The sequence below is a fragment of the Leadbetterella sp. DM7 genome (assembly GCF_040829825.2).
Lineage (GTDB): Bacteria > Bacteroidota > Bacteroidia > Cytophagales > Spirosomataceae > Leadbetterella.
Genome location: NZ_JBFOLH020000001.1, coordinates 265448 through 283491 on the forward strand (window position 1 = coordinate 265448; position 18044 = coordinate 283491).

The following is an 18044-nucleotide window of genomic DNA, read 5'->3' on the forward strand; positions in this document are numbered from 1 at the left end:
AAAATCTTCTTATTCTGTCTTTCAGAAGGGCGGAAACCGGTCCGGCCGGGCTTCAGACATGAGCTCATAAACCACATCAAATACGGTTTCCGGGTTGGGCTTGGAATAATAATCCCCGTCGTTTCCGTAAGCCGGCCGGTGCGCTTCAGCGCTGATGGCCCTGGGTTTGGAGTCGAGGTAATGGTAGGCATCCTGTACCTCCAGCACCTGCTGCATCATATAGGCCGAACACCCGCCGGGCATATCTTCATCGGCAAACACCACCCGTCCTGTTTTTTTAACGGAATCCAGGATCATGTGATGAATATCAAAGGGCAGCAGCGTCTGCACATCGATCACCTCAACGCTGATGCCGAACTGCGCCAGCTGCTCAGCTGCCTTTTCCACGATACGGCACATGGATCCGTAGGTTACCACGGTCACATCGGAGCCTTCGCGGATGATCTCCGGCACGCCCAGCGGCTCACAGACCTCCGTAAGGTTAACCGGCATGAGCTCTTTCACCCGGTAGCTGTTCAGGCTTTCAATGATGAGGGCGGGGTCATCGCCTTTTATCAGCGTATTGTAAAAGCCGGCCGTTTTCACGTAATTCCGCGGCACCACCACGTGCAGTCCCCGCAATGAGTTCAGCATAACGGCAACGGGTGAGCCCGAATGCCAGATCCCCTCCAGGCGGTGGCCGCGGGTTCTTACAATCAGCGGTGCCCGCTGCTTTCCTACGGTCCTGTAGCGCAGCGAGGCCAGGTCATCGGTAAGAGTGGCCAGCGCATAGTAGATATAGTCGAAATACTGAATCTCTACAATCGGTCTCAGTCCCCGCATGGCAGCGCCGATACCCTGCCCGATAATGGTGGTTTCACGTATGCCCGTGTCGGTTATGCGAAGCTCGCCGTATTTTTCCTGGAGGCCGGCAAATCCCTGGTTTACATCGCCTATCTTACCGATATCTTCACCGATGGCAAAAACGCGGGGGTCGGCCGCAAAGAGCCCGTCAAAGTAGGTATTGATAATGGTTCTGCCGTCTACCAGCTCACTGTCTTCCGTATAAACCGGTGCCACCCGGCTCACATTCATCGGCGAATAGGGTGTTTCCGAATAGAGGTGGGTATTGAATTTCCGGCGGTTTACCTGCTCCAGCTCTTCCAGCAAAGCGGTGCCCTGCTGCCGTACCTGCCGGTCTTCCACGATACGGATAAACATTTTGAGCGCGGAGATCCCCTCCCGGCGGGTCGTCTGGGAGTTCCCTGACGCCAGCCGCTTTTTTATTTTTTCCAGCATTTCCGGGAACCCGCTGACCTGTGCGGTATGCTCCTGCACAAAGCGGGCTACGCGGCCGTTATGCTCGTCTATTTCTTTCCGGTATTCTTCCCAGGCTTTTTTGCGTTCATTTTTGACAAATTGTTCCGCTTCCTTTTCTATCCTGAGCAGCTCTTCTTCTGACGAGATCCCGTTTTCCAGTATCCATTCCCTGAATCGCGGGTTACAATCAAAGTCCAGCTCCCACTGCAGGCGCCGCGCCGGCTTATAGCGCTCGTGCGAGCCCGAAGCCGAATGGCCCAGCTGCTGCGTGATTTCTTCCACGTGAACCAGTACCGGGATATGCTCTTCCCGGGCCAGGATCTCGGCTTCCCGGTAAGCCCGGATCAGGTCGGGGTAGTCCCACCCTTTAACGGTGATGATCCGGATGCCGTTTGTACCGGGTTCTTTTTCAAAGCCTTTCAATGCTTCGGAAATGCTCTCCTTAACCGTCTGGTACTGAATGGGTACAGAAATCCCGTAGCCATCGTCCCATACGGAGATCACCAGCGGCACCTGCAGCACTCCGGCGGCATTAATGGTTTCAAAGAACATGCCCTGTGAGGTAGAGGCATCGCCTATGGTGGCGTAGCATACCTCGTTGCCCCTGTCGGAAAAAGGATTTTCCCCCTGCAGCTCCCTGAGGTGGCGGTACAGCTTGGAGGCATAAGCCAAACCGAGCGAGCGCGGGATCTGCCCGGCGGTAGAGCTGACATCCATCACGCTGTTTTTCATTTCTTTCAGGTTCAGCCAGTTGCCGTTATCGTCTATCCAATGGTTGCCGAAATGCCCGTTCATGGCTCTTCCGCCTGAATGAACGTCGTGGTCGAGATTGGCATGGGCATACATCTGGGCAAAGAACTGCTGCCAGGTGAGGCCACCGATAGCGGCCTGCAGGGTCTGGTCACGGTAGTATCCCGAGCGGTAGTCTCCTGCTTTAAAAACTTTGGCAAGTGCTATCTGAGCCAGTTCTTTTCCGTCGCCGAAAATTCCGAACTTCGCTTTACCCATGAACACATCTTTCCGGCCTATCACGCTGGCAACCCTGCTTTCGCAGGCCAGCCGGTAGTCCCTGAGAATTTCGTCTGTTGTGAGACCAATATCTCTGAAAGTATTGTTTTCAATAAGTATTTCACTCATATATGGTCTGTTAATTAGATAAGCGCACGCTAAATGCCTTAAATGATCAGGTTTCGTACGGTAAAGTTAACCTAATTTTTTTAAAGTTTACGTGTTTAAAAGCTTTGTTAATGCGGTGTTAAAAATTTTTATAGTTCAAAAATGACCGTTTAATTTGTATCGTTATATCAGAAACGGCATTTATTAAACTAAAAGCAATTAACGATGAAAAAATTATTTTTTACCCTGGCAGGTATCCTTTTTTTCGCAGTAGCATCGCATGCCCAGGGAAAACTGAAGTTCAACAAAATGGTTCACGATTTCGGTAAAGTGAAAGAAGCCGGTGTAATCAACTATTCTTTTGAAGTAACCAATATCGGAACGGCTCCTGTGGTGATCACCAATGCGCAGGCATCGTGCGGATGTACTACCCCGGAATGGTCTAAAGACCCTATCATGCCCGGCCAGACCAAGGTTATCAAGGTAGGATATGACACCAAAAACCGGCCTAACGCCTTTCACAAAACCATCACCGTGATCAGCAACGCCGAGAACAGCCAGGAAGTTTTAACCATCAAGGGTGACGTGATTCCCAAAGAAAAAACTTCAGGCAAATAAGTTCTGACAAAAAAATATTTGGCAAAAGCCGTCCGAAAATCGGACGGCTTTCTTATTTTTAGGCGAATTACCAAATTTCCTCCAATCGAAAAGCCTTATGACTATTCTTTGTATATGTACTTATTTCAAAGGTGTGGACTTCCTGCGTTCGGCCCGGGAAAGCGGAAACACCGTTCTCCTGCTGACCAATAAAAAGCTGGAGCACAAGGCCTGGCCCCGTGAAAGCATTGATGAATTCTTTTACCTGGAAGATATAGAGAATAGTTTCAGCACTTACCAGACCATTATTGAAGGAACCGCTTTTATTTTCCGGAACAGGAAGATCGATCTTGTGGTGGCCCTCGACGATTTTGACGTGGAAAAGGCGGCCCTGGTGCGCGAACACTTCCGGATACCCGGCATGGGACAAACCACCGCCCGCTATTTCAGGGATAAGCTGGCCATGCGCATGCAGGCACGCGACCACAACATTCCCGTTCCGCAGTTCAGCGCTTTGTTCAACGACGGGGATATCCGGCACTACCTCAGTACGGTTCCCGGCCCGTGGATCATCAAGCCGCGCTCGGAAGCCTCTGCCACGGGCATTAAAAAAGTGCTGACAGAAGACGAAGCCTGGGAGCACATCAACAGCCTCGGAGAAAAACGGCACAATTACCTGATCGAATCGTTTAAGCCGGGCGATGTTTTCCATGTGGATTCGCTGGTTTATGAAAACAAAGTAATTTTTGAACGGTGCAGCCGGTACCTCAACACCCCGTTTGAAGTGGCCCACGGAGGCGGTATTTTCCGGTCGGTGACGGTAGAGCACGGTTCCCTGGAGCAGGAGGCCCTTTCGCTGGTGAACCACCAGGTGATAGAGGCTTTCGGACTGCGGTTCTCTGCCGTGCATACGGAGATCATTCAATGCCACAGCGACGGCAACTTCTATTTCCTGGAAACCGCCTCACGCGTGGGAGGTGCCCACCTGGCCGAAATGGTGGAGGTATCTTCGGGTATCAATCTCTGGAAAGAATGGGCCCGGATAGAAACAGCCGTAGGAAACAAAACCCGGTACAAGCTACCGAAGGTCAGCAAAAACTACTCGGGCATCCTGATCACGCTCTCGGGTCATAAGCACCCCGACATGAGCCCGTTTAACGATCCGGAAGTGGTATGGACCATGGACGATGAATACCACCTGGGTTTAATTGTAAAAGCCAAAACGCAGAAAAAGGTCATCGACCTGCTGGATAAATACGCCCGGATGGTCATGGACCAGGGGTACCACGCTTCTGCACCGGCACCCGATAAAACACTGCATTAACCCGGTGATACTCCCATTATAACGGCAAAAAGTGGATAAGCACCAGGTGGTAACACAGGCACGGGTCCTGTTCGGAAAAAGGCTGGATGAGCTTGAACAGCATATCCTGAGCGTACAGCAATCGGCCAACCAGGAATCAAAAAGCAGCATGGGCGACAAATACGAAACCGGGCGGGCCATGGCCCATAACGAAGTGTTTATGCTGCGTACACAGCTGGAAAACCTGGGGCAGGAGCTCAGGAAATTTGAAGCAACCGACTTTACCGTTACCCGCGAAGAATGCACGGCAGGCAGCCTGGTACAAACGGGCAACGGGTGGTTTTTGCTATCCGCCGCCCTGGGAAAGGTAACCGTTTCGGGCCGGGTGGTGATGTGCATCTCGCTCGATTCTCCTCTCGGCCGTGCGCTGGCCGGGAAAAAGAAAGGAGAGCTCTTCTTGGTCAACGGCAGGGAGGGCAGGGTGCTGGAGGTCAGTTAAGGGAAAGAAGACTTTTTACAAACCGGTTTTTTCTCACCAGATTGTGAGCAGTGCGCCTTTTTCAGCCTTTCGTTTTTCTATACGTCCAAAGCCAGGCGTCTCCAATTTCTTCCTCCTGCACAATTTCGGTAAACACAAAATTATTGTTCTCCAAAATTTTGGTTGAAGCATTGTGCTTGGGCGCTGTCCTGGCTATAATGGTTAAGCCCGGATTAGTTTGGGTTGCAATAGTGACGAGTTCTTTACAGGCAGCGGTGAAATCCCTTTTCAGGCCCGTACCGCTAACCCGTCATAGGCCAGCTTTACACCTGCAGGAAGCTCCTTTTCTACCTCATGGTGGAGGCCCAGCTTGTGGCTGATGTGTGTAAAATACGTGGTTTCGGCGCCCAGCTCACCGGCCAGGGCCACGGCTTCAGAAAGCGTAAAATGAGAAATATGGGGGGTGCGCTGAAGCGCATTCAGCACCAGGATCCTTGAGCCTTTTATTTTTTCTTTTTCAGATTCCGAAATAAAATTGGCATCGGTAATGTAGGTAATATCGCCTACCCGGAAGCCCAGCACGGGAAGCTGATGGTGCATCACTTCAATGGGCCGGATGGTCATGTCACCTACCTCGAAGGGCTCGCTCCCGATGCTGTGCGTACTGACCAGCGGTACACCCGGATAGGGATTTTCTTCAAAAATATAGCCGAACTCCTGCCTGATCTGGGCCAGCACGTGCGGCCGGGCGTAAAGCGGGATCTGCTCTTTTCTGCCCCGCAGGTAGTTGTACGGACGGATGTCGTCAAGGCCGGCCGTATGGTCTTTATGCTCGTGGGTGTAGAGAACGGCATCTATGCGTACTCCGCCGGTCTGCAGCATCTGTTGCCGGAAATCAGGGCCGGTGTCAATGACCACACTTGTATTTCCTGACCGGATAAGCACCGAAGACCGCAGGCGCTTGTCGCGGTAGTCTGCCGAGCGGCACACCTCACAGGTACAAGTAAGAACAGGCACCCCTGAAGAAGTGCCTGTTCCTAAAAAAGTAATATTGACCACTGCTTTTTACTTATCGGTGAGCTCTTTTACCACCATAACCAGCTTATCAAAATTAAGCGGCTTCATCAGTACTTCATTGAAGCCGGCTTCCTTAAATTCTTCTTCCGAGTAGTTCCGGGCATTTCCCGTAATGGCCACTACAGGTACCCTGGCCTTGTCTTTATCGGCCAGCGCACGTATGGCTTTCACGCTTTCCATACCATCCATAACGGGCATATTGATATCCAAAAGAATGATATCAAAATGCTCTTTTTGCAACATTTGCAATACCTGTTCCCCATTTTTTACGGCTGTTATTTCAAAATTCTGGAATTCCAGGATCTTTTTTACCAGGTTCTGGATGACGGAACTGTCTTCAGCTATAAGCACCCTGTTTGGAGTAGGCATATCTAATAAATTTATTTTCCTCAAATATAGGTCAAATATAAATTCAACAAAAGTACGGGCAGAGTGATTTGCATTATTTTTTACATTTCCATCGGGATTATAATTAATTTTGAGGAAAAAATACCTTTTGGAACAAATCAATCTCAGGCCCGGAAAAAAAATTTACTTTGCCTCTGATTTTCACCTCGGCGCTCCGGGGCCCGAAAAGAGCAGGCAGCGTGAAAAGCTGATCTGTCGCTGGCTGGACGGGATCAAAGCCGATGCCCAGGTGATTTTCCTGGTAGGCGACCTGTTTGATTTCTGGTTTGAACATAAAAGAGTGATGCCCAAGGGGTATTCCCGCCTGTTTGGCAAGCTGGCCGAGCTAAGTGACTCCGGCATCCGCCTCATCATTTTCCAGGGCAACCACGACATGTGGATGCGGGATTATTTCACGCAGGAATTCGGCGCCGAAATTTACCGCGGGCCCCGCGAATACCTGGTAGGGGGAAAGCGCCTGTATGTGGACCACGGCGACGGCCTGGGACCGGGCGACTATACCTATAAATTCCTGAAAGTGATTTTTGAAAGCCGGATCTGCCGCTGGCTTTTCCGCAAGCTGCTGCACCCTGACCTCAGCTTATGGCTGGGCTATACCTGGGCCGGTAATTCCTGGAAAAAACACGATAAGGAGGAAGACGCTGACGGGTTCATTTCAAAAGAGAAGGAGCTGCTCTACCTCTACAGCCTCGAAGAAGAGAAAAAACAACACCGCGATTATTATATTTTCGGACACCGGCACCAAAAGCTGGATATTGCCCTTACTGAAAACAGCCGGTACATCAATCTCGGCGACTGGATCCGCTTCTTTTCGTATGCGGTTTTTGACGGAACGGAGCTGCAGCTGAAAGATTTCAGGGTGGAATAAGGGCTATGGTTATACCCGGTTCCCGACTTCGCTCGAACTGACAAGTGGCGACGGCTCCTGTCAGTTCGAGCGAAGTCGAGAACCGGGCGAAGTCGAGAACCGGGCGAAGTCAAGAACCGGGCGAAGTCGGGAACCAGGTACAATCAGGGAAACTCTCCCATCTCCTCCCGGTTAAATTTCCCAGCCTTTCCGGTATTTACGCGTTACAAACTGGTTGGCTTCTTCCATGTTGGTGATGCGCATATTCTCACCGTCCCAAAGCAGCTTTCTGCGGGCAAAAAACTCCCAGGCTCCTTTTTCATTCTGCCTGCGCATCATGTAGCTCCTGATGGCCAGGTTACCCATGAGCACGGTTTCGGTCATAGGGCCGGCATAGTCAAATGAAGAGGTAAGACCTTTGTGCTCTTTGCTGCTGAAGCCCGCTTTACAGGCATCCACCCACCGCCGCTGATGGCCGTATTCCGGCTCTTTTTCGCCGGCAGGTTCCTGGGGAAACTCGGTGGTGCCGTCGTTCAGGTACAGCTTGGGCGTCATGGGCGAGCTGTCATTGATATTGGTAGAGATAATTCCCTTCTCGCCGATCATCAGTACCCCGTTAGCACTTCCGGGTCCGCCGATATCGTGGTCTGCCGGGATGATCTCAGGGTGGGGTGGCCTCAGCCCGCCATCCATCCAGGTCATTTCTATTTTTGAGGCATTCTTTTTCGTTGCATTAAAATGGAGCGTGATAATAGACGACGGAGGCGCGCCTTCGGGGTTGTAGTCGGCATTCCACATTTTAGAGAATACCGAACCCACGCTGCATTCCGCATCGGTAGGATACATCAGCCCGAGCGTACGGAAAGGAATATCAATCAGGTGGCAGCCTACATCACCCAATGCGCCGGTACCGTAATCCCACCAGCCCCGCCAGTTGAAAGGATGCATGTTCGGAATATAGGGGGTTTCTTCGGCTGGTCCGAGCCACAGATCCCAGTTCAGATCCTGGGGCTTCTGGCTGGCATCCGGCTTCGGCATGGGATTTCCCTGGGGCCACACCGGACGATTGGTCCAGATCTGCACTTTTGACACCTTGCCGATCTTCCCTGAGTCTACCCAGGCCTGAACATTCTTCAGGAGGGGATTGGAAGCCCCCTGGTTGCCCATCTGGGTCACTACTTTATATTTACGGGCCATTTCGGTCAGCAACCGGGCCTCGCGAATATTATGGGTCATGGGTTTCTGCACATACACGTGCTTGCCTCTCTGCATGGCAAATGCCGCTGCCGGGCCATGTACATGATCAGGTGTAGAGATGGTCACGGCATCAATTTCCTTCATTTCTTCCAGCATGATGCGGTAGTCTGCAAAGAGCTTAGCTTTGGGGAATTCTTTCACGCTGGCCGATGCGCTTCCGGAGAAGTCTACATCGCAAAGGGCAATAACCCTTTCCCTTCCGTTTACCGAAGCATTTTTAATGTCGCTGCGCCCCTTGCCGCCCGCTCCGATGGCCGCCAGCACCAGCTGGTCACTGGGCGCAATAAAGCCCGGTCCACCCAGCACATTCCGCGGAACAATATAAAAGCCTGCGGCGGCCAGGGCTCCCTTCCGGAGAAAGTCTCTCCTTGAATTGTTGTTTTTTTTCATAAGGTCTACGAATAGTTTTTATCAAATGTATGAAAAATTCCGGGTTGTGAGCGCTTCATTCCGGGTGCAGCTGCGTAAAAAAACGTTTCTACCTGATTTCTACTTCTACCCGGGTGTATTCCCAGCGTATCTGTAAAACCGGTTTCCCCCTGCGGTTTTCCATTACCCGGATACTCAGGCTCTCCCGCCGGTCTGCCAGCTTCTCTGAGGGCACCCTGATCTGCAGGTAATCGCGCGAGGGGTCATAACGGGTACCGTACTGCCCGGTTTCCGAGTTCAGGATAACGATCCACTCTTTCTCGCCGGGCACGGTCCAGAGGCTGTAGGTACCGGCTTTAATTTTCTTTCCGCCAAAAAAGCAATCTTCTGAAAAACGGATTTCCGTGGCGTCACCTGAACCCGTCCGCCACACAATACCGTAGGGTACCCGGTAGCCGAAGATCCGGTCTTCCCCGGCTTCGGCTTTGTTGTATTTCACCGACACCACCAGGCTTCCTATCCGTTTTTCAGACTCTTCACTCTCATACAGCCGGCCAATGACGATCTTGAGCAGAACGGCCATGATAGCCATCAGGATGAACGTCCAGAAAAGGGTATTGAATAGTTTGTTCATAGGCGGGTTCCGGTAGGATATTCCGGATCGGGCAGCGCAAAGGTGGCTGACCCGGTCTCGTTCAAAACAATAACATCTGCATGGGCGGTCCGCATCTTTTCAATGTAGCCCCAGCGGTTGGTGGCATCCAGGATCAGGCGGGTTCCCTGCACTTCGGTACCCGGATCCAGGGCATTGTGCGACACCACCGTATAGCGGGCCCGGGGCAGGGTGCGCGTATTCCCGGCTTTCACCCAGAAGATATCGCCCAGCTCACTCCTGATCAGCTCATTGCTGCGGTCGGCCACGATCCCGGTTGTTTTCCCGGAAATGCCCAGGGCATCATAATAATTCCGGAGCTGGTATTTCTCTACCAGCGACTCACGGGTAAGCGAGTCAGACGATAAAAATACGGCCGACCGGCCTTTTACCATACTTATGCCGTACCCCCCGGGAATAGCATGAAAAGTAAGCCCTGCCTGCCGCGATTGCCGTATTCTTTTGCCCGTACCCCAGATCATCAGGCAGCACACCAGCGTAGCCGCCAGGTTGAGGTATACCACCCTTCCGAACTTCAGATAAGCCTGGAAAAGAAGAATTATACCGTACAGGAGGATTACACCGGTCACCGATAGCGCCAGGCCGTACGTAACGGCTGCAGGCAGTGTATGCACATAATACACACAGGCGTTCATGATCACAATAAGCCCTTTGAAAACCCAGCCCAGCACGAAGCCGGCCACCGGCACTTTAAACAGGAAAAGCAGCAGCAAGCCTACAGGGAGCAGGGGCATGGAGATCAGCCCCACCACCGGGTTGGCCAGGAGCATATAATTGGGAAACTGGTGAAAATAGTATAGCGTAAGCGGCAGTGTATACACCTGGGCAGCCACAGACACCGCCGTAGCCTCCCACAGCCATTGGAGGGCCCGCTGCCGGAAACGGAGCTTCCGGAGCAGCCAGGGATAAAGCACCAGGATGCCCAGAACAGCCAGGTAAGACAGCTGAAAGCCCACGTCATAGATCCAGGCCGGCACCATCATCAGCAGGATCAGTGCCGAAAAAAACAAGGTATTGACCGGGTTACCCGATCTTCTCAGGAAAATTCCTACCTGGAAGATGGTGAACATCAGCGTAGAGCGGCAAACACTGGGGCTCAACCCGGTAAAAACGGCATATGACCACAGGAAAAAGAGCACACAGGCAATAAAAGGCAGCTTACGCCTGTTCAGGAAAAAACCGAATACGGCGTTAAGCACCCAGAAAAGAATGGCAATGTGCATTCCGGATACGGCCAGGGCGTGCACAGTGCCGGTATCGGTATACCATTGCAGGGTTTCTGTGTTCAGCTCGGAACGCATGCCGCCGATCATGGCCTCTGCCACGCCCAGCAGAGCCGGGGTGTTCAGCACTTCGCTGAATACCCGGTGGGTATAAACGTTGGCCCGGTTGGCATAGTAAAACAACGACTTCTTTTCCGTGACGCCCAGCTTCCGGAAGTCGCCCTCCCGGAGAAACTGCTGGTGAAAGATGCCGTTCCGGGCCTGGTATTGCCGGTAATCAAATTCATAGGGGTTTTTCGGGCTTTCTATTTCCCTGAAGGGGCCCTTTACCGCATAAATCTCCCCGAATTCAGGGATCACCCCAACCTTCCGGTCAAAATACAGTAGGGCTTTACCTTCGGAAGGCTGCCACCTCTCCTGCCGGTATTCTGCCAATACCCGGGCCGTTGCCTTATACGAAGCCGGCCGGGTTTCGGTATACGAGCCGATCTCCACCAGGAGTCCCTCAGCCCTATGCAACAGGGGAGCCGGCGGCTGATGAAGCAGGGGAAGAGCCCCGCCCAGGAAGAAAAAAAATACGGGAACTGTGTGTCTCAGGCCTTTTATTTTCAGGGAAAGAAGGACGAAAAGAAGGAATATCCCGGCACCGGCCAGGAGCCAAAAGGAATTCAGCTTATCCGAAGATAAAATACCTGCTACAAGAAAAAGGAGGTATCGTAAAGCCGGATACGTTCTGAATATCATTTAGTACGATTCTTTTTCGTTCGGGAAGTCTCCCGCTTTCACATCGCTGATATAGTGGGTAAAAGCCGTTGTCATTACCTGGGCCAGGTCGGCATACCGGCGGAGGAAACGCGGGGAAAAGTCTTTGCTGATTCCCAGCATATCGTGAATCACCAGGATCTGTCCGTCGCAACCGCCTCCTGCGCCTATGCCTATGGTAGGAATATCCAGGGAGCGGCTTACTTCAGCAGCCAGGCGGGCCGGGATTTTCTCGAGCACCACGCCAAAGCACCCCAGGTTCTCGAGCAGGCGGGCATTAGACCGCAGCAAGGCGGCTTCCTGCTCTTCTTTTGCCCGCACGGTATAGGTACCGAATTTATAAATGGACTGGGGGGTGAGGCCCAGGTGGCCCATCACGGGGATTCCCGCACTTAATACCCGCCGTATACAATCTTCTATCTCCACACCGCCTTCCATTTTTACGGCATGGGCTTCTGATTCTTTCATGATTCTCACGGCAGTGCGGAGGGCCTCGGAAGAGTTGCCCTGGTAGCTGCCAAAGGGCAGGTCAACCACCACCAGTGCCCGTTTTACGGCCCGCACCACGCTTTGGGCATGGTAAATCATCTGGTCTACCGTAATGGGGAGCGTGGTTTCATGCCCTGCCATTACGTTGGAGGCCGAGTCGCCTACCAGGATCACCTCTATGCCGGCGGCATCCACCAGCCTGGCCATAGAGAAATCATACGCCGTAAGGCAGGCTATTTTTTCACCCTTCTGCTTAAATTCGCGAAGGGTGTTGGTGGTTATCCGTTTAATTTCTGTTTGCATACCGCTTACTGTTTTGCATACCGCTTACTATTTAGATCCCAGCCAGAGCTCAGGGTTTAATTTGGTAAAATTATGCCAGACCTGGAAGTTGATCTCGGGAACGCCGTCTTTCTCGGCTACCGTACCGATAATCTCCCGGCCCGAAACTTTCTGGTTTACCCGTACAGCCACGCTGGCCAGGTTGGCATAAACCGTATAATAATCGCCGTGCTGCACAGCTACCACATAGTTCAGCCCGGGAATTTCCGAGATATCCAGCACTACGCCTTCAAATACGGAACGTACCTCAGCCCCCGGCGCGGTACGGATGTCTACGCCGTGATTATCCACTTTAATGCCTTTCAGCACTGCATGGTCACGTACACCGAACTGGCTGGAGATAAAGCCGTTTGCCGGCCACGACAGCTTGTTTTTAGCGGCACTGAACTTACCGGTGGCCACGGTAGCCACTTCTGCACGGGTAGGTGCGGCTGCAGGCTCACGAACCGGCGCTTCCTCCCGTTTAGGGGCGGCCTCGGTTTTCGGCGGAGGGGCCTCCTCAACCGTTTTACCCGACGATTTTGCCAGCTCGGCCTTGCGGCGCTCGGCTTCCCTGCGTTCGGCCTCCAGCCGGGCCGTTTCTTCGGCCTTCTTGCGGGCCGCCTCCCGGGCTTTCGCCTCTTCTTCGGCTTTCCGCGCGGCAATCTCACGGGCAATGGCCACCGAGATCACCGAGTTCAGGCGCCGGAGGGCGTCCTGCTGTTTCTTCAGCTCGGTTTTCAGCTGCCCTTCTTTCGAAGTGAGCTCTTTGACGATCTGATCCTGCTTCTGCTTCAGGTCATCCAGCCCCTTTTTATCTTCAGATACCTGCTGGATCACGTTGGCCTGCCTTACCTTGCCCTGGGCCAGCTCGGCCTGCCGCTTCTTCAGCGCTTCGGCCAGGTTTTTGATTTTCTCGAATTTCCCCTTCCGGTTTTCCGAATACTGCTGCAGGTATTTGTACCGCATAAACAGCTCGGTCAGGGAGGTCGATGAGAAGAGAAAGCCCAGGCGGGTGAGCTTCCTGCTGTTTTTGGCTTCGCGCACAATGATCTCCGCATATTCTTTCTGCAGCGTTCCCAGCTCCAGTCGCAGGGTATCCTGCGTAGCCAGGTTTTCGGCCATTTCCCGCTGGATAAGGTCGTAATCCTGCTGGGCCAGCGATATCTTTTTCTCCTGGTTATCAATCTGGCGCCGGAGGGCCTGGGCCTGGCTGAGCGAAGTGCGCTTTTCTTTCTGGGTCTGGCCCAGGATCTTCTTCACCTGCTCTATTCTTTCCAGGTTTTCCTTCTTTTCCGCTTCCAGCGCCGCACGGCTCTTCTGTGTCTGTCCGAAAACAGATGAAACCGCTACCAAAAGTATTATAAATGTTAATCTCATCATTTCTATAGTCCGGGAAGCGGCTCTGTTTTGTAACCCGCGGGCACGCTAAAAGAGAAGCTCAGCCCCTCGTCGGCCAGTTCAATCCGTGAATGCGTGATCTCCAGGCGGGCATCGCTCCTGCCTGTTAAAAGCATGGAAATGACCGAAGGGATCAGCTGCTCTTTCTGTTCAATAAAACGGCTGAAGCTGAGTTCCAGCTTCGAGCCGCTGTGCGGGTCTTCTCCTTTTACCGCGAAAAGCTTATTCACCGAATTATCGATCCGGCTTTCAAAGGAAACCCCGTTACGCACCTGGCGGATAAGCGATACGCTGTTGCCCGGCTCGACGACGTCTTCTGCTTCAGGAGAAAACAGCATACCCCCGGTAAGCACGGCCTGCAGGAGGTTGTAATTCAGGTCAAACCCTGAAGACCCGCTCAGCTCTTTCCAGGTGCCAATATAGGCTTTCCGGTTAAATCTGTCTAAAAAAATAAGGGAATCCTTCGTGATTTTTGCCCGGCCCAGCTCCAGTCCTACGGAAACCGACGCCCAGATGACCGAGTCTTTCCGGATATGAAACGTAACCGGGAATTTCTGGGACAATGCAGCCGAGGAGATACGGGCTTCTGACCGTAAGCCCAGCTCGGTAAACTGCGGCCCGGTAACAGACACGTCCGGGGTAAAAACCGCAGAGTCGGCCGTTGTCTTTCCCAGATCCACTCCTTTCTTTTGCAATTTTCCTGATCGGCAGGAGGCCATCAGCAGGACAAGCAGAACGGTCACTATGGGGGTTATTCGCATCAGATCTGTTTTATTTTTTCCTGAATAATTTTGTTGGTCTTGTCAAGTTGCAGGGCTTTTTTCCATTCTTCCTGTGCCTCGGCGGTTCTTCCCAGGGCCGAGAGGGCATCGCCTTTTGCATCAAAATACCCGGGGCTCAGTAAAGCCTCTCCGGCAGGAATAAACCCGAGGGTTTTCAGGGCCTCTTCAGCCTTTTTATTGGCCGTTAAAACCTGCGCAAAAAGTATTTTGCAGGCATTGTTATCCGGGTACCCGGCGCTTAGCGCAGCGGCTGCCGGCAAAGCTGCTGCCGGCTGAGATGCCAGGATATGCCGTATAAAGAAGTATTGCACATACGGGTTGTCAGCATGGCTTTTGGCCAGGGTTTGCAGGGTTTCACCTCCTTTGAGCGCAGCCATCCCGGCTTCTGCTCCTGCTTTTACAGCGGCATCTCCACCCAGGCGAAGGGCTTCTTCAAAGGCTATTTCGGCGTCATCGGGCCGGCGGTTCTGCTGCTGTGCCAGGCCCAGATATAACCAGATGGCAGGTTGATTCGGGAAGTAAACGGTAGCCTGATCCGCATCTTTTTCCAGGCGGACAAAATCAGCCAGGCGGTAGTTGATCTGGAGCAGGGCCAGCCATACTTCAAACTGGTTTTTGTCCAGCTCCACGGCTTTGCTGTAATGCGCACGGGCCTGCAGGGGTTTCCCCAACCGGAAGCTGATATCGCCGGAATAGAGATAAGCACGGGCCTGATCCGGGTAGGCCGCCGCAAGGGCCTGGGCACTTTCGAGCAACGATTCCAGGCTGGCGGCATTATTCCCGAACGCCCGCAGGTGGTTTCCCAATACATTTACTTTTAACGAATAGGGGAAGGCCGCCTGCTGCAGCACCTGACCGGTGAGCTGACGGGAGGCTTCCCGGTTTTTCTCACCGGCATACAGCTCACTGAGCAGCCCGTAGGCATCGGCAAGATCGGGGTGGCCGGCAATGGCCTCCTCCAAAAGCTTTACGGCCTCTTTCTGCTTCCCGTTACGGATCAGTATAGCGGCCTGGTTAAGTACAAACTCCGGGTTCTCCGCTGCCATTTTATCGCCTTCTTTGAGGGCGGCTCCTACTTTATTTTCCTTCAGCAGGATAAGCTGCCGGGCTTTCGTGATCTTTTCTGAAGCGCCAAATTGCTTTTCTGCCAGCTCCAGGGTTTTCAGGGCTTCTTTAGACTCTCCTGCATCGGCCTGGAGCTCAAGCAGGTGATAATAGGCATCGGCATCACCGGGCTTCAGACGGATAAGCTCACGCCAGGCGTTCCGGGCTTCTTTGCTTTTATGATTTTTCTGCAGGATATCCGCATAATTCTGAAGGTAGTAGACGCTGCTGGGGTCAAGCTCTACGGCTGAGGCCGCACTTAATTCTGCTTTTGCGTTCTGTTCGAGCGCGCTTTCGGCCCGCGACTTCATGTAAAACGCCGCCGCCGACTTCTCGTTCACTTTTACGCAGGTCTCAAACTGCTTCAATGCCCCGGCATAATCTTCCAGCACAAAAAGCTTCATGCCCTCTGTGAAGGTGCTTTCTCCTGCCGTAGCCTCTGGCCGGGTCTGCCCCAGCGCCACTGCTGAAAAGAAAAAGAGAAAAGCCAGTAATCGCATGGTGAATAATGATATGCCTTTAAAAAACGTAAATTTCACTATTTTCTTGTTAATGCGCAAATCAGGGGTTGTTTCTTTCGGGCCTGCAGTACCCTTCTGTTCGGGTGAAAAACAGTTTTGACGGTCGTAAAACCACCGGAATTCCCGAGTTTCCCTTATCTTTGGTTTCGTTTTTGTCGGATGACCCTATTTATCAATCAAAAGTGTCTGCGTGTCATGGGGCTGAATCCTTGTTTCCCGGTATTGATCTGCCCGGTCAGGCACATAAGCAAATCGTTCTCTTTTACGGGACTACTGGTGCTGTGCCTGCTTTCTTCTCTTGCTGCACCCGCCCAGTACGACTCGCTGCTGCATAAGCCATACGGCAAAAAGGTATTGGGCATTCATGCCATGTACACCGACCTCATCCATATAAGCGACTCCGTAAAACGGGCCGAGAAAGCCGAAGAAATTAAAAGCTTCGCCCGAAAGCACAAAGACCGGCCCCTGGAGCTGAATGTAGACTTTTTTCTTGTTTTCTGGAATACCTTCTACCAGCTTCAGCCCAAAGACGTATCGCTTGCACAGCTAAAGAAGCAGCTGGACCAGGCTACCAAAGAAAATACCGATTTTTTAAGGGCCCGCTCCTTACGGGCCTTAGCCGAATTTTACTGGAAGATCGAGAAAAATTACGAGCTGGCTTTTGAGCAGTACCTGCTGCTGGACAAAGAGCTGACCACCATAGATGCAGACCAATACCCCGAAATGGCCCGCGACCTGATGCAGATAGGAGAAGCGTATTTTTATTTCCAGGATTACCCGCTTGCCAAAAGCTACTTCAAAAGAGCCGTGGCATTGCCCGAGAATACGTTTAATACCATGGTCATCAATGCGGCACGGAACAACCTGGGCTTATGCTACCAGCAGGAAAGTAAGCCCGACAGCTCCGATTACTACTTTGGGCAAGTGCTGAAGACCACTTTCCCCGAAGCCCAGGTCTGGAAAAGGATAAGCACGGGTAATATGGGTGCCAACCGCTACCTGAGCGGACAATACGACCTGGCCATTCCCCTGCTGGAGACCGATTTCTCCGGTGCGGTGGCTGAGAACGACTATGGCTGTGCTGCCGGGGCTTCTATCCTGCTGGCCGACATCTACCGCGAAAAAGGGAAAATGAACCTGGCGAAAACGTTCATTGCCCACGCCCGGCACTACATTCAAAAGGCAGAACAGCCCGACCGTCTACGGCTGCTGTACCCGGTCATGAGCAAATGGTATGCCGCTGCCGGAGATATGGAACGGTCCAAGCAGTACGTAGATTCCTCCATAACCGCACTGAACCGGTACAATGAAAAATTCAGCGCATTAAAAGTATTGCGGGCCCAGCAAAAAGTAGACCGCCAGAACGAAGAGCTGCACCAGGCGGCCATTACCCTGGAACGTGAAAGGAAAGCCGCCGAAAGAAACCTGCTCCTGCTGCTGGTGCTGCTGCTGTGCATTGCTATGGCCCTCACGTATTTCGTCCAGAAGAAAAGGCAGCTGGCCAAAGACCTGAAGCTGCAGAAGGCCTCCCAGGAACTGGAAGCGGCCCGGCTTAATTTAAAACGATTTACCGAAAGCATCCTGGAGAAAAACAGGCTGATAGAAGAGCTGGAAAAACAGCTGGATAAGCACACAGACCCTGACCTCCTTCTTCAGCTCCAGCAGACTACCATTCTCACCGAAGACGACTGGCTCCAGTTCAAATCTCTTTTTGAACAGGTGCACGGAGGCTTTCTCTACCGGCTCAGGGAAAAATACCCCAACTTCTCCCCTGCTGAGATCCGGTTTATTTCCCTCACCAAACTCAACTTCTCGACCAAAGAAATGGCCACCGCCCTGGGGGTCTCGTCGCAGAGCATTCGAACCAACTGGTACCGGATCCGGAAAAAGCTGGACCTCCCGGAATCAATGACGGTTAACGAGCTGGTTAAGACGATTTAACGAATATTTCGCTTAAAGTTGTGACGTTTTTGTGACAGCCTGCAGGCTGGCCTCTGCCCTTTCGTGATCTAATTTT

15 protein-coding genes are annotated in these 18044 nt (G+C 52.5%); 5 read left to right on the plus strand and 10 right to left on the minus strand.

Annotation, left to right across the window (positions count from 1 at the left end):
- Positions 1-21: 21 nt before the first annotated feature.
- Positions 22-2436, minus strand: a complete 2415-nt coding sequence (locus AB2U10_RS01125; RefSeq protein WP_367914559.1) for an alpha-ketoacid dehydrogenase subunit alpha/beta — start codon at positions 2434-2436, stop codon at positions 22-24.
- A 204-nt stretch (positions 2437-2640) separates the two neighbouring features.
- On the opposite strand from AB2U10_RS01125, the gene AB2U10_RS01130 reads away from it, so the two are divergent.
- The 3 genes from AB2U10_RS01130 (at position 2641) to AB2U10_RS01140 (ending at position 4814) form a co-directional block, all read left to right on the plus strand.
- Positions 2641-3033, plus strand: coding sequence for a DUF1573 domain-containing protein (locus tag AB2U10_RS01130; RefSeq protein ID WP_367914558.1), 393 nt, complete (start codon positions 2641-2643; stop codon positions 3031-3033).
- A gap of 97 nt (positions 3034-3130) precedes the next feature.
- Positions 3131-4336, plus strand: a complete 1206-nt coding sequence (locus AB2U10_RS01135) for an ATP-grasp domain-containing protein (protein ID WP_367914557.1) — start codon at positions 3131-3133, stop codon at positions 4334-4336.
- Positions 4337-4367: 31 nt separating this feature from the next.
- On the plus strand, positions 4368-4814 hold the full coding sequence (locus tag AB2U10_RS01140; protein WP_367914556.1) for a 3-oxoacyl-ACP synthase: 447 nt from the start codon (positions 4368-4370) through the stop codon (positions 4812-4814).
- A gap of 267 nt (positions 4815-5081) precedes the next feature.
- Here AB2U10_RS01140 and AB2U10_RS01145 read toward each other — a convergent pair whose 3' ends face one another.
- Both AB2U10_RS01145 and AB2U10_RS01150 read right to left on the minus strand, forming a co-directional pair.
- The gene (locus AB2U10_RS01145; protein WP_367914555.1) at positions 5082-5852 is read right to left on the minus strand and encodes an MBL fold metallo-hydrolase; all 771 of its coding nucleotides are present in this window, start codon (positions 5850-5852) and stop codon (positions 5082-5084) included.
- 6 nt (positions 5853-5858) lie between these two features.
- Positions 5859-6239, minus strand: coding sequence for a response regulator (locus AB2U10_RS01150; protein WP_367914554.1), 381 nt, complete (start codon positions 6237-6239; stop codon positions 5859-5861).
- Between the two features lie 127 nt (positions 6240-6366).
- Here AB2U10_RS01150 and AB2U10_RS01155 point away from each other — a divergent pair, with 127 nt between their 5' ends.
- Complete coding sequence (locus tag AB2U10_RS01155) at positions 6367-7146, plus strand: UDP-2,3-diacylglucosamine diphosphatase (RefSeq protein WP_367914553.1); 780 nt, start codon at positions 6367-6369, stop codon at positions 7144-7146.
- A gap of 171 nt (positions 7147-7317) precedes the next feature.
- Here AB2U10_RS01155 and AB2U10_RS01160 read toward each other — a convergent pair whose 3' ends face one another.
- The 7 genes from AB2U10_RS01160 to AB2U10_RS01190 form a co-directional block, all read right to left on the minus strand.
- Positions 7318-8772 carry a Gfo/Idh/MocA family protein gene (locus tag AB2U10_RS01160; RefSeq protein ID WP_367914552.1) on the minus strand — a complete coding sequence of 485 codons (1455 nt, stop codon included), beginning with the start codon at positions 8770-8772 and terminating at the stop codon, positions 7318-7320.
- An 88-nt stretch (positions 8773-8860) separates the two neighbouring features.
- Positions 8861-9385 (minus strand): DUF2911 domain-containing protein, encoded by a 525-nt coding sequence (locus AB2U10_RS01165; protein ID WP_367914551.1) that lies wholly within the window; start codon positions 9383-9385, stop codon positions 8861-8863.
- Entirely contained in the window at positions 9382-11391 is a 2010-nt protein-coding gene (locus AB2U10_RS01170) for a ComEC/Rec2 family competence protein (RefSeq protein ID WP_367914550.1), read from the minus strand. Before AB2U10_RS01170 ends, AB2U10_RS01165 begins: the two co-directional genes overlap by 4 nt.
- Positions 11392-12201, minus strand: coding sequence for a 3-methyl-2-oxobutanoate hydroxymethyltransferase (panB, locus tag AB2U10_RS01175; protein ID WP_367914549.1), 810 nt, complete (start codon positions 12199-12201; stop codon positions 11392-11394).
- Between the two features lie 27 nt (positions 12202-12228).
- Complete coding sequence (locus AB2U10_RS01180; protein WP_367914548.1) at positions 12229-13602, minus strand: murein hydrolase activator EnvC family protein; 1374 nt, start codon at positions 13600-13602, stop codon at positions 12229-12231.
- A gap of 2 nt (positions 13603-13604) precedes the next feature.
- A complete protein-coding gene (gene lolB1, locus AB2U10_RS01185) occupies positions 13605-14381 on the minus strand; it encodes a lipoprotein insertase outer membrane protein LolB1 (protein WP_367914547.1) in 777 nt (258 codons plus the stop codon).
- On the minus strand, positions 14381-16006 hold the full coding sequence (locus AB2U10_RS01190) for a tetratricopeptide repeat protein (protein ID WP_367914546.1): 1626 nt from the start codon (positions 16004-16006) through the stop codon (positions 14381-14383). The genes lolB1 and AB2U10_RS01190 overlap by 1 nt, the downstream gene beginning before the upstream one ends.
- 216 nt (positions 16007-16222) lie before the next feature.
- Here AB2U10_RS01190 and AB2U10_RS01195 point away from each other — a divergent pair, with 216 nt between their 5' ends.
- On the plus strand, positions 16223-17968 hold the full coding sequence (locus AB2U10_RS01195) for a tetratricopeptide repeat protein (protein WP_367914545.1): 1746 nt from the start codon (positions 16223-16225) through the stop codon (positions 17966-17968).
- Positions 17969-18044: the final 76 nt, after the last annotated feature.